Source organism: Hydrogenophaga sp. L76 (assembly GCF_057654755.1).
The window spans coordinates 472,664-491,262 of record NZ_CM172807.1; the positions used below are offsets into that span (position 1 = coordinate 472,664).

An 18,599-nucleotide genomic window follows, 5' to 3' on the forward strand; every position below is an offset into this window, starting at 1 on the left:
TGAGAGCTAGGTGCGCGACACGGCCCAGCTCCAGTAGATACGCGATGCCGAAGCGTCCGGGAACTCGTGCATGAAGTGGGCGGAACTGAAGACGCCGTGAAAACCGTCCAGGACCGCCGTGGCCACAAACCCCATGCCGATGAAGAGGAACATGGTCTTCTTCTCGCTGTAGTAGCGGACCAGCGCCAGGCAGCCCACGACCGCCGCCAGCATGGTCGACACGGTTTCAAGCAGGGTGTGAAACACCATGTCGCTTTTCCAGCCGGCGTGGCGTACAGACAGGAAAGCCAGCAGGATCAATACGGTCAGGCCGGCATAGCTGACCACCCTGCGCATTGCAGCGTCGGGCTCGGGTGCAGGGTGAAGAACTTCAGGCATGGTGGATGTCCGCAGGGATGTCACCCGTGCCTGGCACGGCCAGGAACTTCGCCTCGAACTCATCGGCCGGCAACGGCTTGCTGAACAGGAAGCCCTGCATCTCGTCGCAGCTCAGCCCGCGCAGCAGGCCGGCCTGTTCCTCGGTCTCGACGCCCTCCGCCACCACCGTGAGCTTGAGCGTGTGCGCCATGTTGATGACGATGGCCACCAGCGCGAGCGCCTGCGGGCCGTCCGTCATCGCCGTGACAAAGGAGCGGTCGATCTTCAGGGTATCGATGGGCAGCCTGGACAGGTAGCTGAGCGACGAGTAGCCAGTGCCAAAGTCGTCAATGGCGATGGTGATGCCCAGCGCGCGGATCTCCCGCAGGCTGTCGATGGTGATTTCCATGTCCTTCATGATCACGCTCTCGGTGATCTCCAGCTCCAGTCCCTGCTGCGAGAGCGGGTTGGCAGCCACCAGGCGCCTGACTTCGGCGCTGAAGCCGGCATCGCGCAGCTGTACGGACGAAACATTGATGGCCAGCCGCACGACAGGCAGGCCCGCCGCGCGCCAGCGCAGATAGTCTTCGACGATCTTGCCCAGCGCCCAGCGCCCGACTTCATGGATCATGCCGGTGTCTTCCAGCAAGGGGATGAAACGGTCGGGCGGAACGAGCCCGGTTTCCGGATGGTTCCAGCGCAGCAGGGCCTCGGCACTGGTGAGCTTGCCGGTGGCAAGATCGACTTTGGGCTGGTAGTGAAGAACGAACTGGCCCTTGGTCAATGCCTGGTGCAGCTGGTTCTCCATGGTCAGCTGGCTGCCCACACTGGCGTTCATTTCCGGGTTGTAGAACAGGTAGCTTGCGCCCTCTGCCTTGGCCCGCTTGAGCGCGGCCTCGGCGTTCCTGAACAGCACATCTGCATCGGCGCCATCGCCCGGGAACAGCGCAATGCCGGCTTGGGCGGCCACGCGGAACGCCTTGCCGTTCAGCATGAAGGGGTGTTCCCTGAAGGCGAGCGTGCTGTCCTCGATCATCCGGCCCACGCTCGACTGCTTCCGGAAGAACTGGGGCAGGACCAAAGCAAAATGGTCCGCGTCCAGGCGGGCCACAAGGCTGGCGTCGTCCATGGCCTGAGTCAGCCAGGCGGCGACTTGCCTCAGCAGCTCGTCGCCGGCGTCGCGGCCCAGGCTGTCGTTGATGTTCTTGAAACGCTCCAGGTCGATCAGGACCACACCCAGTTCGTTTTGTTCGGGCGCAGCGCTGCGCACGAACTGTGCAACGCGTTCCATGAACAGCTTGCGGTTGGCCAGGCCCGTCAGCTCGTCATAGTAGTCAAGGTATTGCAACCGCTCCTCGGCCTTGTGCTGGAGCGAAGTGTCCAGGTGCAGCACAACGGCGCCGTCCAGCCGGTCCCGGGCCAGGGGCATCACCATGAGCAGGATCCAGCGCTGCACGGTGGGCGAGTGGCACGGGTACTCGGTGACGAAGCTCTTGACCTGGCCGTCAAGGACGCTGCGGATGCCGATGGAAATCTGTCCTGCCATGGTGGCTTCATCACCCTGTGTGCTGCCACAGATATCCAGATAGTTCATGCCCAGACCGAAGTTCGGGCTCGCCATGCCGTTGGCCGCTGCGAAATGCCGCCAGGCTTCGTTGACTGAAGTGATCACGCCCTGGTTGTCCAGAACGGCAATATGGGCCGGGAACGCATTGAGGATCGATGCCTGCTTGGCCGCCTCCGTCAGCCGCAGTTGCTCCTGGGCATGGCGCAGAAGGAAGGTCTTGCCCTCGTGGTCGGCGACAGTGTCCACCTCCCCGGCCGTCAGGTCCTCCAGGCGCTGGCTGGTCTCGAACAAGGTCCTGATCAGAGCCGCGACTTCAGCCGTGGCGGCAGTGCCTGCCGCATCCGCCATGTCCGGTGCCGGCAGCACAGCCTGGGTGTGGCTCAATGCGCCCAGAATGACGCGCGCCGGAGCAGGAGCCAGCTTGAGCAGTGCTGGCGTCATGAAAATCCGGTCGGTCAGCGCCCGCTCAGGCTCCTGGCAGACATCAACAACTTCTATGTCGTGTCGGCCAGCCAGTTGTTCATTGCACAACGCGTACAGGTTTTTTCTGGCGAGCGCCGAATTGGGTGCATCGCCCGCCACATAGAGACGGAAGCTGTACCGGGCACCGCTGCTCACGATGTGGTCGACTGGGGCAGGGTTTTGGTCCACGTGTCAGTCAGGTTGACGGCAACCTCAATGCCGCTCGCGCCGAGCAGGAAGGGAAATTTGTCTTCATTGAATGAGGATCTTCGGTATGTCTGCACACGCACGTTGCGTTGCAAAAATTCCTTGTACCACGGTTTGCTCCCGCCGTTCGGGCAACTTCGGCGCCTGTCGGCGTGTTGTGCCGGCTCAGGCCTCGGCCTGCACCGGTCCATCGAGCTTGAGCTTCCCTTCCTTCACGTAGCGCCGGAAGTCGCCAATGGGCATGGCGGCAGAGCCGTGGGTATCCTCCTCGACCCAGCTCAAGGTGGCGTCGGTATTGGAGAGCGATACCTCCACCGGGCCTTCGCGAATCTCCACGGCAGGACCGTCGCCTCCCCGGTATTCAACCTTGCCCACAATGCGTGCGGTTTGAGCCATGTGTGTCCTTTTCAGTAAAGCGCGAGCTTGGCACATCCATCTTCGCGGGTCGGTTCGTCAACGCACGGAAGTGCCTGCGCCGTACGCAAGGCCTTGCCATGAGCCAGGGCGCCCCCAACATGGACCAACCGCTGGCCTGGGCGTGTTGGTGCTGCTCCATGCCGAGCGGCTCACCACCGCCAGCGAACCGGATTGGATCCACGGCAGACGCATCGGCATTTGCGGCCTCGGCAACGCGCCAGATTGATACGGCGGTACTGGCCGGTTCGGCCCTGGGCGATCGCTCGGTGCCAGGCACAGGGAAAAGCCCGCGCAGCGAGGTGGCTTGCGCGGGCTCATGGCGACTCACGTTGGCAGTGAGGCGGCGGGTTGTTTGAAAGGCTCAGTTGCCGCGTGGTTCCACGTACGGCCGGGTCCCGTAGAAGTCGTGAACGCCCTTTTCCCAGGCCGTGTCGGCCATGTCGGGCCAGTCGTTCTTGTCGAAGCCGGGCGCGCTCTCCAGGCGGTCCATGCTCGCGTCGAGCACGAAGCGCTTGTTGATCGTGTCCAGCTTCAGCGCGGTCCATGGCACGGCAAACAGTTTTTCGCCCAGGCCCAGGAACCCGCCAAACGACAGCACCGCGTAGCTCACCTGTCCGGTGCGCATGTCGAGCATGATTTCCTTGATGTCGCCCAGGTCTTCGTCTTTGGCGTTGACGACGTCGTTACCCAGCAGGGTGTCGGCGCCCATCAGGTACGGGCCAGGGCCGCGGTTGCGCTGCGGGACGGTGTCGTCCATGGCGGTGGTGGCAGCGTAGATGCCGAAGGAATCGCGTTCTTCGTAGTTCATGTGATGTCTCCCAAAAAAAGAGGGGGTGCATGGAGGGGCGAGGTCTGCGTGCGCCAGCGTGGCTTTGGGACACCTGGCAATTGCAGGGGTGAACGGGTCGCGTGTCGGGCCGTACGGCACCGCCGGCGCGACCACGCAAAGTTCAGGCGGTCATCAGCAGAGGCTGGCGTTGGCGGTGCACCACCAGGGTGGCCAGCCCGAGGTCGGAAACCCCTGACGACCGGCGAGGCGCGGTGTGGGCGCCCGACAAACGGTCATAGGCCTGTCGCACCACGCCGTAACACTCGCAGCTGCGCGCTTCCAGGCCGCGGCGGTCGATGATGGAAATGTGGCCCCGGCGGTAGTCGATCAGCCCGGCCTTCTGCAGCTTGAGTGCACCGCCGGTGACACCCTCGCGGCGCACGCCCAGCAGGCAGGCAATGCGTTCCTGCGTGATCTGCATGTCGGTGCCTTCCTGGCGGTCCAGGTGCAGCAACAGCCAGCGGCACAGCTGCTGGTCCAGCGCGTGGTGGCGGTTGCAGGCCGAACACTGCGCCATGTGGGTGAACAAGGCCTGGGTGTAGCCCAGCAACTTCTGCATGAAATCGGGCGAGCGGCGCGTGTGGTGCAGCACGGCCGCCGTGCTCATGCGCCAGGCCTGGCCCGGTCGCTGCACCACGGCGTCGCTCAAGGGGTTGGCGCCGCCCATGAAGGCGCAGACGCCGACCATGCCTTCACTGCCCACCACGGCCACTTCGGCCGAGGCGCCGTCGGCCATCGAGGACACGAGGGAGACGGTGGCGCTGGCCGGAAAGTGCACATGGTGCAGCGCCTTGCCGCTGGAATGCAGGACGGTGCCGGCCTCCAGATCGACCCAATCCAGGTCGGGCTCGAGATGCTGCCATTCGGCGCTGGAAAGGGCGGCAAGCAGTTGGTTCTTGTTGAACCGTGATGCGGTGGCTGTCATGCGGCCTCCTTGGACATGTCGTTCCATCGGAGCCCCGACCATTGAGGTCATGAGACTGTCGATGTCCCTGCTGGCCTGGATGGCGGGAAGCAGGGTTGAACGCAATGTAGGTGGCCTGTCAGCCTTTCGTTATGTAGAAAGACATGAATGCATACCCAGGTGTTACCGGTTGTCAGCGACCACTGGGTGTATTGCAGGTCCGTGGAACGGTCACACCAGAGGGCGCACGGGGGGGCGGCCATCTCCGTACAGGTCGGCCAGGCGCGCGAGCGCCTTTACGTCCCGCATATACAACCGACCTTCACCAATGGTGTGCAAACCCCGGCGTTCCAGTTTGCGCAGCGTCTTGTTGGTGTGTACCAGCGAGAGTCCGAGCGCATCGGCGACATGTTGTTGCGTCAACGGAAACGGCACACCGCTCGTGCCGCCATCGGCCTGCAGCGCAGCGGCGCGCTTGAACAGCAGGATCAGCAGCATGGCAATGCGCTCTTCGGCGCTGCGCCGCCCCACGGAGAGCAGCGTGTCGTCCACCAGCGATTCTTCGTGCGCGGTGAGCCAGGTCACATTGAAGCCCATGGTGGGCGAGCGGCGGTGGATCTCCCACAGCGAGTCGCGCTGGAACACGCAGAACACCGCATCGGTCAGCGTCTCGACGCCGTGGGCCGCGGCATCGCCCATCTTCTGCTGCACACCGATGAAATCGCCCGCGAGCAGGAAGTTCAGGATCTGACGGCGCCCGTCGCTCAGCGTCTTGAAGCGAAACGCCCAGCCCTTTTGCAGCGTGTAGAGCGGCGCGTCGACCTGACCTTCCTGGATCAGTGTGCTGCCCACCGGCAGGTGCATGTCCTTGCGCTTGAGCGACTGCACCAGCTCCAGTTCGGCGTCTTCGTGCGCCTGGAACAGGGGCAGATTTCGCAAGGGGCACTGGGTGCAGGCCAGCGCGGCGACGGGTGCACGTTCAATGGGTGTTGTGGCGGCGGCATCTGAAGTCATGCGCGATTGTGGCGCAAGGCCGCAGGGAGCAGCGTGCTGGACATGCCTGCCCAGAAGCCGGCGGCTTCAGCGCTCACCAAGACAGAAACCCGGACCGTTGTGGGTCCGGATTGTTTGTCGTCTGGCTGGCGGATACGGGTGCACTTCAAGGGGGGATTCCCAACGGCACAAGGTGCAGCCCGGAATGGTCTTTGGAGATGACTGAAAAATGCTGATACCTGTATCCGTATATGTTTTACAGACGGCCGTCAACCCGAAGCTTCCCGCCTCCCCAGAAAATACCCGTGCCAGTAGTCTTCGGGTTCCATCAATCCTTTGGCTCCAGGAGTCCACACGCATGCCACACGCTCGCCGCTTCGTACACCGCCCCACCCGCACCGCCATCGCTGCGGCCGCGATTGCGCTGGTGGCCCTGCCCGCCGCCGCCACCAACGGCATGAATCTGGAAGCCTACGGCGCCAAGGCCGGAGGCATGGGTGGCGCCTCGTTTGCCCATGAAAACGGCAACTCCGCCCTGATGAACAACCCGGCCACGCTGGGTCTGCGCCAGGAAGGCAGCAACCTGGGCCTGGGCCTGACGGTGTTGATGCCGGACGTGAACACCCGCATGAACCACCCGCAGGCCGGCACCCTGAACGCGAAGTCGGGCGGAGATGCCTATTACATGCCTTCGCTCTCCCTGATCCGCAAGTCCGGCAAGTTCACCTACGGCGCCGGCATGCTGGCCCAGGGTGGTATGGGTACCGAGTACGGCAGCAATTCCTTCCTGTCCGGTGGCACCGGCCTGCCCATGCGCTCCGAAGTGGGCTTCGGCCGGCTGATGTTCCCACTGGTCTACAACGTCAACGACAGCTTCACCGTGGCCGGCCAGATCGACTATGTGTGGGCCAGCATGGACGTGCAGATGCTCATGCCCGACGGCTCGGGCCACGCCAGCTTCAGCGACAAGAACGACTTCACCGGCGAAGCTTCCGGCAATGGCTGGGCCTTCAAGCTGGGCGCCCACTACAAGGTCTCCAATGACCTGGCCTTTGGAGCCACCTACCACAGCAAGACCGACATTGGCGACCTGCAAGGCAGCGGCACCTTCACCATGCTGCCGGGGGGTATGCAGATCCCCACGCAATTCAAGGTGGTGGACTTCCAGTGGCCGGAAACCTATGGCGTGGGCGTGGCCTGGCAGGCCACGCCCACTTTCATGCTGGCGGCCGACATCAAGCACCTGGCCTGGTCGAACAGCATGAAGGATTTCCGCCTGGGCATGAACATGGGCGGGGGTTGGATGGTGGGCGCGATGCCGCAGAACTGGAAAGACCAGACCGTCATCATGATCGGCGGCCAGTACATGCTGGCGCCGGGCCTGGCCCTGCGCGCTGGCTACAACCACGCCAGCAACCCCGTTCCCGACAGCACGCTCAACCCGCTGTTCCCGGCCACGATCGAGTCCCACTACACCCTTGGTTTGGGCTGGAACATCGGCGGCGGCCACTCGGTGGCCGGCTCACTGGCCATTGCGCCCAAGGTGACCCGCACCAACCCGAACATGTTCGGCCCGGGCATGGCGGGTACGGTGTCGCACAGCCAGAAGACGCTGCGCATCAATTACAACTACAGCTTCTGATCAAGGCTTCTGCGCGCTGGGACACTCGGTAACAAACGCAGACCATTGCTGCTTGCGGTGCGAGGGTCTGCGCACTATGCTGAACCGTGGAGATCGCCACGGTTCAGCAAGATCATGAAAAGTCCATCACTCAGTCGCAGGAAAACACGCATGCCCGATCGCAGGTTTGCCTTGGAGCAGTACCGCTTGCGGGCCGGCGTGTATGACAACGAACTCGCGATGTTCGAGCCACTGCGCCGGGAGGCGGTGGCGAGTCTGCAACTGCGTCCTGGTGCGTCCGTGCTGGATGTCGGCTGTGGCACCGGTCTGAGTTTTCCTCTGCTCGCCGATGCCGTGGGTCCGCACGGCCGGATCGTGGGGATCGAACAATGCCCGGAGATGTGGGTCAAGGCGCGTGAACGTCTCGCGGCTGTCGAGCCCTGCGAGGTATCGCTGATCAATGCGCCGGTCGAATCAGCGCGCTGGACGGGGCATGCCGATGCCGCGCTGTTTCACTTCACGCACGACGTGTTGCGTCGCCCTGAGGCGATTGCCAATGTGCTGCAGCACCTCAAGCCGGGTGCGCGTGTGGTGGCAACCGGGTTGCAGTGGGCCGGCCCTTGGGCCTGGCCGGTCAATCTCTTTGTCTGGGGTGCGGCACTGCGTTCCGTCAGTACCCTGGATGGCCTTGTTCAGCCCTGGAGCGGCTTGGCGGCTCACGTGCCGGGGCTGGACGTCCGATCCACCTGGATGGGCGGCATCTACATCGCCAGCGGAACCTGGCCGGGCCATCAGGCCACCGGTAACCCCTCGTAGCGCGGCCGCCTGGCGGCGGTTGGACCGGCCACCGCGGCGGCGTATTCTTGATGCGAACGCGATGCGCGTGCAGACCCACCTTGGGTGCCTCCGCCGCGGCCGCTTCGGTGCGACGGACGAAGTACTGGTGGTCCGGATGGTGCTTGTGGCTGGCGATGCCGATCAACACGCCTGGGCTGTCCGCCGTCCAGTGGCCATGCATACCCGGGAGCGCGGTGACGAAGCTGTTGTGCTACAGCCACTGTTCCCTCGCTTTTATGGCGTCTGGGTTGGCGATGGGCATACGGTGAGCGCGCTGCAAGACCGTTGGAGCGCTTCATTTTCCGATGTGAATATAAGTTAGTCATTATTGACTTGCGTCAATCGACGGCCCGGATCGTGTGACCAGAATGCCTCTGACTTTCACGGACAGGAGACATGATGGGCAACAACGTCAAGGTGGTCACCACAGGCCGCACACGCAAGCGGGTCAGCTGGTTGCAGAGGTTCCGTGCACTGCTTGCAACCTCGCTGCTGGGATCGCTGGCCTGGTCGGCGAATGCACAGACTTTGGATGCCGACCTCGCTGCCGGAGCCCGCTTTGCCGCAGAACACTGCGGCTCCTGTCACGGGGCCACCGGACAGAGCGCGGCGCCCAATTTCCCGCGCCTGGCGGGACAGAACGAAACCTACCTGGTCAAGCAGTTGAAGGACTTCGCCTCGGGAGACCGCAAGAGTCCCCTGATGAAAGAAAAGGTGGCCATGATGGACGATCGCATGATCCGTTCGTGGCCGCGCACTATGCGAGCCAGAAAGCCTCCAGCACCCCGTCCGATGACCCGCAGCTCATGGCGGTGGGGCAATTCGTCTACGAGCGGGGCAATGTGTATGCGGGGTTGCCCGCGTGCCTGTCCTGCCACGGCACCCATGGCCGTGGCAGCGCCAGCATGCCACGCCTGGCCGGTCAGCACCCCAGCTACCTCGAGTCGCAGTTGCTCCATTTCCACCAGCGCGAGCGCAGCAACGACAGCGCGATCATGACCGTGATCTCTGCGCGCATGAGCCAGCTGGAAACCAGGGCCGTGGCCGAATACCTGGGAGCCCTGAAATGAAGCCCGGGCCTTTTGCATCCGCCTGGCGTCGTTTCGGTCGGGCGGTTGCCATCTTCAACGCAGGTGCGCTGTAGCTCGCAGGTCAGGCCATGGCCATCGACGCGGACAAGGTCCCCGCCGCCAAACCATCGGCCTCTGGCCTGCACCTCGCGGCCATCGAAGCGGCCGAGATGAAGCAGGGCGCACCGGGCAAGGTGCTGTTCATCGACATCCGCACACGGTCTGAAGCCATGTACGTGGGCATGGCCCCATCTTGGTGGACCACCTGGTGCCGTTCCTGGAGTTTCCTGAAGTCTGTGAGTGGAGCTGCCCGCAACGAGTTTGTGCAACTGTCCAACACCCATTTTGTTCAGGATGTGGAAAATCGTCTGGCCCGGGTCGGTCTGAGCCAAGACGAAGCCGTGGTCCTGATCTGCCGCTCGGGCATTCGCAGCAACCACGCCGCCGGACTGCTCGCGCAACACGGTTTCAACAGAGCCTACAACTTGATCGCCGGATTCGAGGGCGATACCGCCAAAGACGGCGAGCGGAAAGGGCAGCGGGTGGTCAATGGATGGAAAAATGCCAACCCGTTCTGGAGTTACAAGCTCTTGAAGGACAAGATGTACCTGGATGACCTCTGAAGACCTTGCCCATCAGCCCAAAAAAAACCGGGTCAAGCCCGGTTTTTTTCTGAGGCTGCGGCTGGTTCAGCGCACCGCCGTATTGATCGATGACTGCATTGGCACGCGTCGGGCGCCATTGAACCGGTTGCTCCAGTACGCGACGCGCATGTCTTCCAGCCGGACTGAGGCGCCTGAGCGTGGGGCATGGATGAACTTCCCTTCGCCGACATAGATGCCCACGTGGCTGAAAGCCCGTTTCATGGTGTTGAAGAAAACCAGGTCTCCGGGCTTGAGTTCGCTGCGATCGATCGCCTCTGTCGCGGCGGCCTGGTCCACCGCCCGACGTGGCAGCACCTTGCCCACCGATTGCTCAAAAACCGTGCGAACCAGACCACTGCAGTCGACCCCGGTTTCAGCACTGTTGCCGCCGTAGCGGTATGGGACGCCCAGGAAGCCCATGGCGTTGATCACGAGGGTGGAGGCCGAAGCCCCCACGTTGTCGCGTACCTGCTGTAATTGCTCGCTCAGCCGTGAGATGACGCCTTTTTCTTGTAGCAGCACGTCCATGTCTTCATAGACGACTTCGCCGGGAACGGCATGCGCCAAAGGCATGCCAGCCAGCAACAGAACAGGAATCCAACGCTTCATGGTGTCAGGTTAAGGGTGAAGCTTTGTGAAGTCAAGCGAGGAAAGACATGCAATGCGTTGATTTATTTGAATATTGAGCCATTGTGCCATCCGACTTGGCCGGGAGGCATGCGCCTTTGTCACAATGCTGGGCACGACCGGCTTCACCGCCACCTGGCCGGTGTGTTCCAACCTACCAAAGAGACTGTCCGATGCTGCTTGATGCCGCCGATTCCCAACTGGTGCTGGTCGACTACCAAACCCGCTTGTTGCCCGCGATCCACGAGGCGCCGCTGGTGCTGGCCAATGCGCTGCGCCTCGCCCGCATGGCCCACGTGTTTCGGGTACCTGTTTTTGGCACCGAACAGAACCCCGACAAGCTCGGCGCCAACGACGCGGAATTGCGGGGCTTGTGCCAAAAGACCCTGAGCAAGATGAGCTTCAGTGCGGTCGACGCCGGTTTGCTGGACTGGTTGCGACCTGCGACCCGACCGGCATCAGGCAACGCCCGCAGCCTGCCCAAACACCTGCAAAAGGCCGCCCCGAGCCAGGCGCCCGAGCGCAATACGGTGGTGATCGCCGGTTGTGAGGCCCATGTCTGCCTGCTGCAGACCGTGCTGGAACTGATCGAGCAGGAGATCGATGTCTGGGTCGTGACCGACGCCTGCGGCTCGCGCACCGAGCGCAACCGCGATGCGGCCTTTGACCGCCTGGCGGGGGCTGGCGCTGAACTGCTCACGACGGAGATGGTGGCCTTCGAGTGGCTGCGCACGGCTGAACACCTGGCGTTTCGCGAGGTTCATGCGCTGATCAAGTAGGGGGTACGGATTCGCTCGATGGAGCGTCGGTTGTCCAGCACCGAAGCAAACGGGCTTCCCGCGAAAGCGGGTTGGGTGGTGCGATGGTCTTGTCAGACTGTCGCAAGTCTGAACGCCATAATTATGAATTCAGTTTTTCTCGACCACGCCGGGAGTCCCTGGGCCCCGGCGCGGTCGTTGTCGCATCTCAACCGACCACCACGCAGGAGACTCACATGAGCAACGTTCAGGGTTACGCCGATTTCCACCGCCGATCGATCGAAGACCGCGACGTCTTCTGGGCCGAGCAGGCCAAGCTGGTGGACTGGCACAAGCCCTTTGACCGCGTCTGCAATTACGACAACCCGCCGTTCGCCCGCTGGTTTGAAGGGGGTCTGACCAACCTGTGCCACAACGCGGTCGATCGCCACCTGGCGGACCGTGCCGACCAGAATGCCCTGATCTTTGTTTCGACCGAGACCAACGTCGAAACGATCTACAGCTTCCGCGAACTGCACGCCGAAGTGCAGCGCATGGCCGCCATCCTGCAGGACCAGGGCGTGAAGAAGGGCGATCGTGTCCTGATCTACATGCCCATGATTCCGGAGGCCGCGTTCGCCATGCTGGCCTGCGTGCGCATCGGTGCCATCCACTCGGTGGTGTTCGGCGGTTTCGCCAGCCACTCGCTGGCCAGCCGCATCGAAGACGCGTCGCCCGTGGCCATCGTGAGTGCCGACGCCGGGTCGCGCGGCGGCAAGGTGGTGGAATACAAGCCGCTGCTGGACGAAGCCATCAAGCTCTCGGCCCACAAGCCGCAAAAGGTGGTGATGGTCAATCGCGGGCTGGCGGCGTTCAACACGGTAGAAGGCCGGGACGTGGATTACAGCGCCGAGCGCGCGCGCCACATGGACACCGTGGTGCCCTGCGAGTGGGTGGATGCAACCCATCCGAGCTACACGCTCTACACCAGTGGCACCACCGGCAAGCCTAAGGGCGTGCAGCGCGACACCGGCGGCTACACCGTCGCACTGGCGGCGTCCATGAAGCACATCTACATGGGCGAGCCTGGCGAGACCTATTTCTCCACCAGCGACATTGGCTGGGTCGTGGGGCACAGCTACATCATCTACGGCCCTCTGATCGGTGGCATGGCGACCATCATGTACGAAGGCCTGCCGATCCGGCCCGATGCCGGCATCTGGTGGAGCCTGGTCGAGAAGTACAAGGTCACCGTCATGTTCAGCGCACCCACGGCGGTGCGCGTGCTCAAAAAATACGATTCGTCCTTCATCAAGAAATACGACCTTTCCAGCCTCAAGGCGCTGTTTCTTGCCGGCGAGCCGCTGGACGAAACCACCGCGAAGTGGATCTCCGACGAACTGGGCAAACCCATCGTGGACAACTACTGGCAGACGGAAACCGGCTGGCCCATTCTGGCGATCTGCAACGGTGTGGAGAAGGCCGACAGCAAGTTCGGCTCGCCGGGCAAGGCGGTCTATGGCTACAACGTCAAGCTGCTGGACGACCAGACCGGCGAAGAGCTGCAGGGCGGCAACCAGAAGGGTGTCGTGGCCGTTGAGGGCCCGCTGCCGCCCGGTTGCATGCAGACCATCTGGGGCGACAACGACCGCTTCGTCAAGACTTACTGGTCCAGTGTGCCGGGCCGCATGGTCTACAGCACCTTTGACTGGGGCATCCGTGACGAGGACGGCTACTACTTCATCCTGGGTCGTACAGACGACGTGATCAACGTCGCTGGCCACCGGCTGGGCACGCGCGAAATCGAAGAGAGCATTTCCAGCCACCCGAAGATTGCCGAGGTGGCGGTGGTGGGCGTGGCGGACCAGCTCAAGGGGCAGGTCGCCATGGCGTTCGCCGTGGTGAAGGACGCCTCCGTGCTCACCGACGATGCCGCGCGCCAGAAGCTGGAAGGCGAAGTGATGAAGCTGGTGGACGAGCAGCTGGGTGCCGTGGCTCGCCCGGCGAGGGTGCGCTTTGTCAACGTCTTACCCAAGACGCGCTCGGGCAAGTTGCTGCGCCGCGCCATCCAGGCGGTCTGCGAAGGCCGCGATCCGGGCGATCTAACCACCATGGACGACCCGGCCGCATTGCAGCAGATCAAGGATCTGCAGGGCTGAGATTCACCGCTGGCTTGCCGCCAGCATTCCGTTGAGACCCGGTGGCGTCGCCAGACGCACCGGGTTTCTTTTTGGGGTTGTTCAACAGGGGGTTAATCCCGACAAAAACGCATGGTCAAAGTCCGGTTTTGTAAGTATGATCCATGCTTATATTGACAAAAGTGTGGTCTGCCATGGAACAAATGATCGAGTCCGATGCCAATGTCGAGAAGGTGCGCGTGTTCGAAATGGCCGCCGAGCTGTTTGGCGTGCTGGCCACGCCCATGCGGCTGCGCATCCTCAGCGCGCTGTGCGACAAGGAAAAATCGGTGTCCCAGCTGCTGCAGGAAATCAACACCACCCAGCCCAACCTGTCCCAGCATCTGAACCTGCTGTACCGGGCGGGTGTGCTGGCCAAGCGCAAGGAAGGCACCCAGGTCATCTACCGGGTGCAGAGCGAAAAGGCGGTCACGCTGTGCCGCACGGTCTGCACGCAAATCGCGATCGAAATGGACGAACCCAGCGCTGTGCCGGCTTCCGAGCGCCTTTCGCCACGCGTGGTTTCCTGATTCCAGATCGTTGCGCCTGACACGGTGCTGTCGCATCGCGCGGCTGCAACATCGCCCGGGTGATTCCACCCCACGGGCTTCTTCACTGCATTCTTTTTCCCTGAGCCTGCGCTCAGGTGGCACAATCACGGGCTGCAGTCAGGTCCTTCCACAGTCACTGTCGCATCCGCCAATCGGTTAAGCCGTGTCGCGGGAGGTTTCTTTAACCAGCTAATGTTTCCCAGAGGGAAGCGGAGGTCAGCGAATCTATGAGCAATTCCCCATCGAATGGGGGCAACGTCTATGTTGCCTACCAGAACAATTCCTATCTCTTCGGTGGCAACGCGCCGTACGTGGAAGAGATGTATGAAAACTACCTGGAAAATCCAGGCAGCGTGCCGGACAACTGGCGCGGTTACTTCGACGCCCTTCAGCACGTGCCTGCCGGTGACGGCTCCGACGCCCGCGACGTCCCACACCAGCCGGTCATCAATGCTTTTGCCGAGCGCGCCAAACAAGGCGGTACCAAGGTCGTTGTGGCCGCGGGCGCCGACTCCGATCTGGGCCGCAAGCGCGTCGCCGTCCAGCAGCTGATCGCCGCCTACCGCAACGTCGGTTCCCGCTGGGCCGATCTGGACCCGCTCAAGCGCACCGAGCGTGACAGCATTCCCGAACTCGATCCCGCGTTCTACGGTTTCTCCGACGCCGATTTCGAAACTGTCTTCAACACCAGCAACACCTTCTTCGGCAAAGAAGTCATGTCGCTACGTGATCTGCTCAACGCGCTGCGCGAAACCTATTGCGCCAGCGTGGGTGCCGAGTACATGTACATCAGCGACCAGATCCAAAAGCGCTGGTGGCAGGAAAAGCTGGAAGCCATCCGCAGCAAACCTGCGTTCAATGCCGAGAAGAAAAAGGACATTCTCGACCGCCTGACCGCGGCCGAAGGCCTGGAGCGTTTCCTGCACACCAAGTACGTGGGCCAGAAGCGCTTCTCGCTCGAAGGTGGCGAGAGCTTCATCGCCGCCATGGACGAGCTGATCCAGCAGGCCGGCGCACAGGGCGTGCAGGAAATCGTGATCGGCATGGCCCACCGTGGCCGCCTGAACGTGCTGGTCAACATCCTGGGCAAGATGCCCAAGGACCTGTTCGCCGAGTTCGACCACACCGCTCCTGAAGACCTGCCCGCCGGTGACGTGAAATACCACCAGGGCTTCAGCTCGGACGTGACCACCCCTGGCGGTCCGGTGCACCTCTCGCTGGCCTTCAACCCTTCGCACCTGGAAATCGTGAACCCGGTGGTGGAAGGTTCGGTGCGCGCCCGCATGGACCGCCGCGGTGACCCCCAGGGCAAGCAGGTGCTGCCGGTGCTGGTGCACGGCGACGCCGCGTTTGCCGGTCAGGGTGTGAACCAGGAAACCCTGGCGCTGGCCGCGACCCGTGGCTACACCACGGGCGGCACGGTGCACCTGATCATCAACAACCAGATCGGTTTCACCACCTCCGACCCGCGCGACCTGCGTTCCACGCTGTACTGCACCGACATCGTCAAGGGCGTCGAAGCCCCGGTGCTGCACGTCAACGGTGACGATCCCGAAGCCGTGGTGCTGTGCATGCAGCTCGCGCTGGAGTACCGCATGACCTTCCGCAAGGATGTGGTCGTGGACATCATCTGCTTCCGCAAGCTGGGCCACAACGAGCAGGACACGCCGAGCCTGACCCAGCCGCTGATGTACAAGAAGATCAGCGCCCACCCCGGTACCCGCAAGCTCTACGCCGACAAGCTGGCCGCGCAGGGTCTGGGCGAGACGCTGGGCGATGACATGGCCAAGGCCTACCGCGCCGCGCTCGATGCTGGCCGCCACACGGTGGATCCGGTGCTGACCAACTTCAAGAGCAAGTTTGCGGTCGACTGGTCGCCCTTCCTCGGCAAGAAATGGACCGACGCGGGTGATACCGCGATCCCGATGGCGGAGTGGAAGCGCCTGGCCGATCGCCTGACCACCATCCCGGACAGCGTGAGCCCGCACCAGCTGGTGAAGAAGGTCTACGCCGACCGCGCGGCCATGGGCCGTGGCGATATCCCGGTGGACTGGGGCATGGGCGAACACATGGCGTTTGCCTCTCTGGTGGCCAGTGGTTTCCCGGTGCGTCTGTCCGGCGAAGACTGCGGCCGTGGCACGTTCACGCACCGCCACGCCGTGATCCACGACCAGAACCGTGAGAAGTGGGACACCGGCACCTACACGCCGCTGCAGAACGTGGGCGACAACCAGGCGCCGTTTGTGGTCATCGACTCCATCCTGTCCGAAGAGGCGGTGCTGGGCTTTGAATACGGTTATGCCTCCAACGACCCGAACACGCTCGTGATCTGGGAAGCCCAGTTCGGCGATTTCGCCAACGGCGCCCAGGTGGTGATCGACCAGTTCATCGCTTCTGGCGAAGTGAAGTGGGGCCGTGTCAACGGCATCACGCTGATGCTGCCGCACGGTTACGAAGGCCAGGGCCCCGAGCACAGCTCGGCGCGTCTGGAGCGTTTCATGCAGCTGGCCGCCGACACCAACATGCAGATCGTGCAGCCCACCACGGCGAGCCAGATCTTCCACATCCTGCGCCGCCAGGTGATCCGCAACCTGCGCAAGCCGCTGGTGATCTTCACACCCAAGTCGCTGCTGCGCAACAAGGACGCCACGTCGCCGCTGTCCGAGTTCACCAAGGGCAGCTTCCAGACGGTGATTCCCGAGAGCAACGCCGCCGTGGTCAAGAACGCGGACAAGGTCAAGCGCCTCATCTGCTGCTCGGGCAAGGTGTATTACGACCTGGTCAAGAAGCGCGAGGAACGTGGCGATGACGACGTGGTCATCCTGCGTGTGGAGCAGCTCTACCCGTTCCCGCACAAGGTGTTCGGTGCCGAGATCAAGAAGTACCCCAACGCCACCGACATCGTGTGGTGCCAGGACGAGCCGCAAAACCAGGGCGCCTGGTTCTTTGTGCAGCATTACATCCACGAGAACATGCTCGATGGCCAGAAGCTGGGTTATGCCGGCCGGGCCGCTTCGGCCTCGCCCGCAGTGGGATATGCGCACCTGCACCAGGAGCAGCAGAAGACCCTGATCGAAGCCGCTTTCAGCAAGCTCAAGGGCTTCATCCTCACCAAATAATCCGGACCCGCGCCGGCCTGGTGCCTCCGTCAAGGGGCGCGAAGATGGCTGGCGCGAATCGCAAAAAATCAAGGTAGAAGACACATGGCAATCGTAGAAGTCAAAGTTCCGCAGCTCTCCGAGTCCGTGGCCGAGGCCACCCTGCTGCAATGGAAAAAGAAGGTCGGTGACGCCGTCACCGCCGACGAGACTCTGATCGAGATCGAGACCGACAAGGTGGTGCTGGAATGCCCGGCGCCGTCCTCCGGCGTGCTGGTGGAAATCCTGCAAGGTGATGGCGCCACCGTGGCTGCAGAACAGCTGATCGCCCGCATCGACACCGCCGCCGTGGCCGGTGCCACTGCGCCTGTCGCCGCAGCTGCACCTGCCGCAGTAGCACCGGCACCTGTGGCCGTTGCTGCCGCCGCAGCCTCCACGAGCAAGGCCGGCGTGGCCATGCCCGCCGCTGCCAAGCTGATGGCCGACGGCGGCATGGCACCGGGCTCAGTGCCCGGTACCGGCAAAGACGGCCGCGTGACCAAGGGTGACGTGCTCGCCGCCGCTGCGGCGCCCAAGGCCGCCGTGTCCGCGCCCGTGGCGATCCCGACGGGCGCGCCGACCAAGGTGCTGCCGCAGGTGGCGACCGTGGCCCCCGATCTGGGCGACCGCCCCGAAGAGCGCGTGCCCATGACGCGCCTGCGTGCCCGCGTGGCCGAGCGCCTGCTGCAGTCGCAGTCGACCAACGCCATCCTGACCACGTTCAACGAAATCAACATGGCCCCGGTCATGGACATGCGCAAGCGCATGCAGGAGCGTTTCGAAAAGGAACATGGCGTGAAGCTCGGCTTCATGAGCTTCTTCGTCAAGGCCGCCGTGCACGCGCTGAAGAAGTTCCCGGTGCTCAACGCCTCGGTGGACGGCAGCGATATCGTCTACCACGGCTACTTCGACATCGGTATCGCCGTTGGTTCGCCGCGCGGCCTGGTGGTGCCCATCCTGCGCAACGCCGACCAGATGAGCTTTGCCGAGATCGAGAAGAAGATCGCCGAATTCGGCCAGAAGGCCAAGGACGGCAAGCTGGGCATGGACGACATGACCGGTGGCACCTTCTCCATCTCCAACGGCGGCACCTTCGGCTCGATGATGTCCACCCCCATCATCAACCCGCCGCAGTCGGCCATCCTGGGCGTGCACGCCACCAAGGAACGCGCCATGGTCGAAAACGGCCAGGTGGTGGTGCGCCCGATGAACTACTTCGCCATGTCCTACGACCACCGCATCATCGACGGCCGCGAAGCCGTGCTGGGTCTGGTGGCGATGAAGGAAGCGCTGGAAGATCCGGCTCGCCTCTTGTTCGACATCTGAAGAGATCGGATTCACTCCCTTTCTTGCTCACTTCGTGTAGCCGAATCCCCCCTCAAGGGGGCAATCCCTGCGGCCCGGCGAAGCCGGTTCCGCGGGATTTCTGGAAGTTGTGGCGTCGCGTGTCTGCGTTGACGTT

At 63.1% G+C, this 18,599-nt stretch carries 16 protein-coding genes and 1 pseudogene; 10 read left to right on the forward strand and 7 right to left on the reverse strand.

Features of this window, described 5'->3' with window-relative positions; translation table 11 throughout:
• Positions 1-6: 6 nt before the first annotated feature.
• The 6 genes from AC23D4_RS02195 to AC23D4_RS02220 all read right to left on the reverse strand — a co-directional run bounded on the left by AC23D4_RS02195 (position 7) and on the right by AC23D4_RS02220 (position 5,757).
• Positions 7-378, reverse strand: a complete 372-nt coding sequence (locus tag AC23D4_RS02195) for an MASE3 domain-containing protein (protein ID WP_472887340.1) — start codon at positions 376-378, stop codon at positions 7-9.
• Positions 371-2,575 carry an EAL domain-containing protein gene (locus AC23D4_RS02200; RefSeq protein ID WP_472887339.1) on the reverse strand — a complete coding sequence of 735 codons (2,205 nt, stop codon included), beginning with the start codon at positions 2,573-2,575 and terminating at the stop codon, positions 371-373. The genes AC23D4_RS02195 and AC23D4_RS02200 overlap by 8 nt, the downstream gene beginning before the upstream one ends.
• Positions 2,576-2,758: 183 nt before the next feature.
• Positions 2,759-2,989: a hypothetical protein gene (locus AC23D4_RS02205; protein ID WP_472887338.1), complete on the reverse strand. Its 231-nt coding sequence runs from the start codon at positions 2,987-2,989 to the stop codon at positions 2,759-2,761.
• A 382-nt stretch (positions 2,990-3,371) separates the two neighbouring features.
• Positions 3,372-3,818: a PRC-barrel domain-containing protein gene (locus tag AC23D4_RS02210; protein WP_472887337.1), complete on the reverse strand. Its 447-nt coding sequence runs from the start codon at positions 3,816-3,818 to the stop codon at positions 3,372-3,374.
• Positions 3,819-3,960: 142 nt separating this feature from the next.
• A complete protein-coding gene (locus AC23D4_RS02215; RefSeq protein WP_472887336.1) occupies positions 3,961-4,764 on the reverse strand; it encodes a Crp/Fnr family transcriptional regulator in 804 nt (267 codons plus the stop codon).
• A gap of 210 nt (positions 4,765-4,974) precedes the next feature.
• Positions 4,975-5,757: a Crp/Fnr family transcriptional regulator gene (locus AC23D4_RS02220; RefSeq protein WP_472887335.1), complete on the reverse strand. Its 783-nt coding sequence runs from the start codon at positions 5,755-5,757 to the stop codon at positions 4,975-4,977.
• A 337-nt stretch (positions 5,758-6,094) separates the two neighbouring features.
• Between AC23D4_RS02220 and AC23D4_RS02225 the strand changes: the two genes are divergently transcribed.
• The 5 genes and pseudogenes from AC23D4_RS02225 to AC23D4_RS02245 all read left to right on the forward strand — a co-directional run bounded on the left by AC23D4_RS02225 (position 6,095) and on the right by AC23D4_RS02245 (position 9,887).
• Positions 6,095-7,378 (forward strand): OmpP1/FadL family transporter, encoded by a 1,284-nt coding sequence (locus tag AC23D4_RS02225; protein WP_472887334.1) that lies wholly within the window; start codon positions 6,095-6,097, stop codon positions 7,376-7,378.
• 150 nt (positions 7,379-7,528) lie between these two features.
• A complete protein-coding gene (locus tag AC23D4_RS02230; RefSeq protein WP_472887333.1) occupies positions 7,529-8,173 on the forward strand; it encodes a class I SAM-dependent methyltransferase in 645 nt (214 codons plus the stop codon).
• 420 nt (positions 8,174-8,593) lie between these two features.
• A pseudogene (locus AC23D4_RS02235) lies at positions 8,594-8,845 on the forward strand (c-type cytochrome); the annotation flags it as partial.
• A gap of 95 nt (positions 8,846-8,940) precedes the next feature.
• Complete coding sequence (locus tag AC23D4_RS02240; RefSeq protein WP_472887332.1) at positions 8,941-9,264, forward strand: c-type cytochrome; 324 nt, start codon at positions 8,941-8,943, stop codon at positions 9,262-9,264.
• Between the two features lie 89 nt (positions 9,265-9,353).
• Positions 9,354-9,887, forward strand: coding sequence for a rhodanese-like domain-containing protein (locus AC23D4_RS02245; protein ID WP_472887331.1), 534 nt, complete (start codon positions 9,354-9,356; stop codon positions 9,885-9,887).
• Positions 9,888-9,953: 66 nt separating this feature from the next.
• On the opposite strand, the gene AC23D4_RS02250 is transcribed toward AC23D4_RS02245, so the two are convergent.
• The gene (locus AC23D4_RS02250; protein WP_472887330.1) at positions 9,954-10,517 is read right to left on the reverse strand and encodes a C40 family peptidase; all 564 of its coding nucleotides are present in this window, start codon (positions 10,515-10,517) and stop codon (positions 9,954-9,956) included.
• A 191-nt stretch (positions 10,518-10,708) separates the two neighbouring features.
• On the opposite strand from AC23D4_RS02250, the gene AC23D4_RS02255 reads away from it, so the two are divergent.
• The 5 genes from AC23D4_RS02255 (at position 10,709) to odhB (ending at position 18,463) form a co-directional block, all read left to right on the forward strand.
• Positions 10,709-11,314, forward strand: a complete 606-nt coding sequence (locus AC23D4_RS02255; RefSeq protein WP_472887329.1) for an isochorismatase family protein — start codon at positions 10,709-10,711, stop codon at positions 11,312-11,314.
• A 215-nt stretch (positions 11,315-11,529) separates the two neighbouring features.
• Positions 11,530-13,431, forward strand: coding sequence for a propionate--CoA ligase (locus AC23D4_RS02260; RefSeq protein ID WP_487623685.1), 1,902 nt, complete (start codon positions 11,530-11,532; stop codon positions 13,429-13,431).
• A 173-nt stretch (positions 13,432-13,604) separates the two neighbouring features.
• Positions 13,605-13,979, forward strand: coding sequence for an ArsR/SmtB family transcription factor (locus AC23D4_RS02265; protein WP_305360507.1), 375 nt, complete (start codon positions 13,605-13,607; stop codon positions 13,977-13,979).
• Positions 13,980-14,227: 248 nt separating this feature from the next.
• Positions 14,228-17,119 carry a 2-oxoglutarate dehydrogenase E1 component gene (locus tag AC23D4_RS02270; RefSeq protein WP_472887327.1) on the forward strand — a complete coding sequence of 964 codons (2,892 nt, stop codon included), beginning with the start codon at positions 14,228-14,230 and terminating at the stop codon, positions 17,117-17,119.
• A gap of 84 nt (positions 17,120-17,203) precedes the next feature.
• A complete protein-coding gene (odhB, locus tag AC23D4_RS02275) occupies positions 17,204-18,463 on the forward strand; it encodes a 2-oxoglutarate dehydrogenase complex dihydrolipoyllysine-residue succinyltransferase (protein WP_472887326.1) in 1,260 nt (419 codons plus the stop codon).
• Positions 18,464-18,599 lie beyond the last annotated feature (136 nt).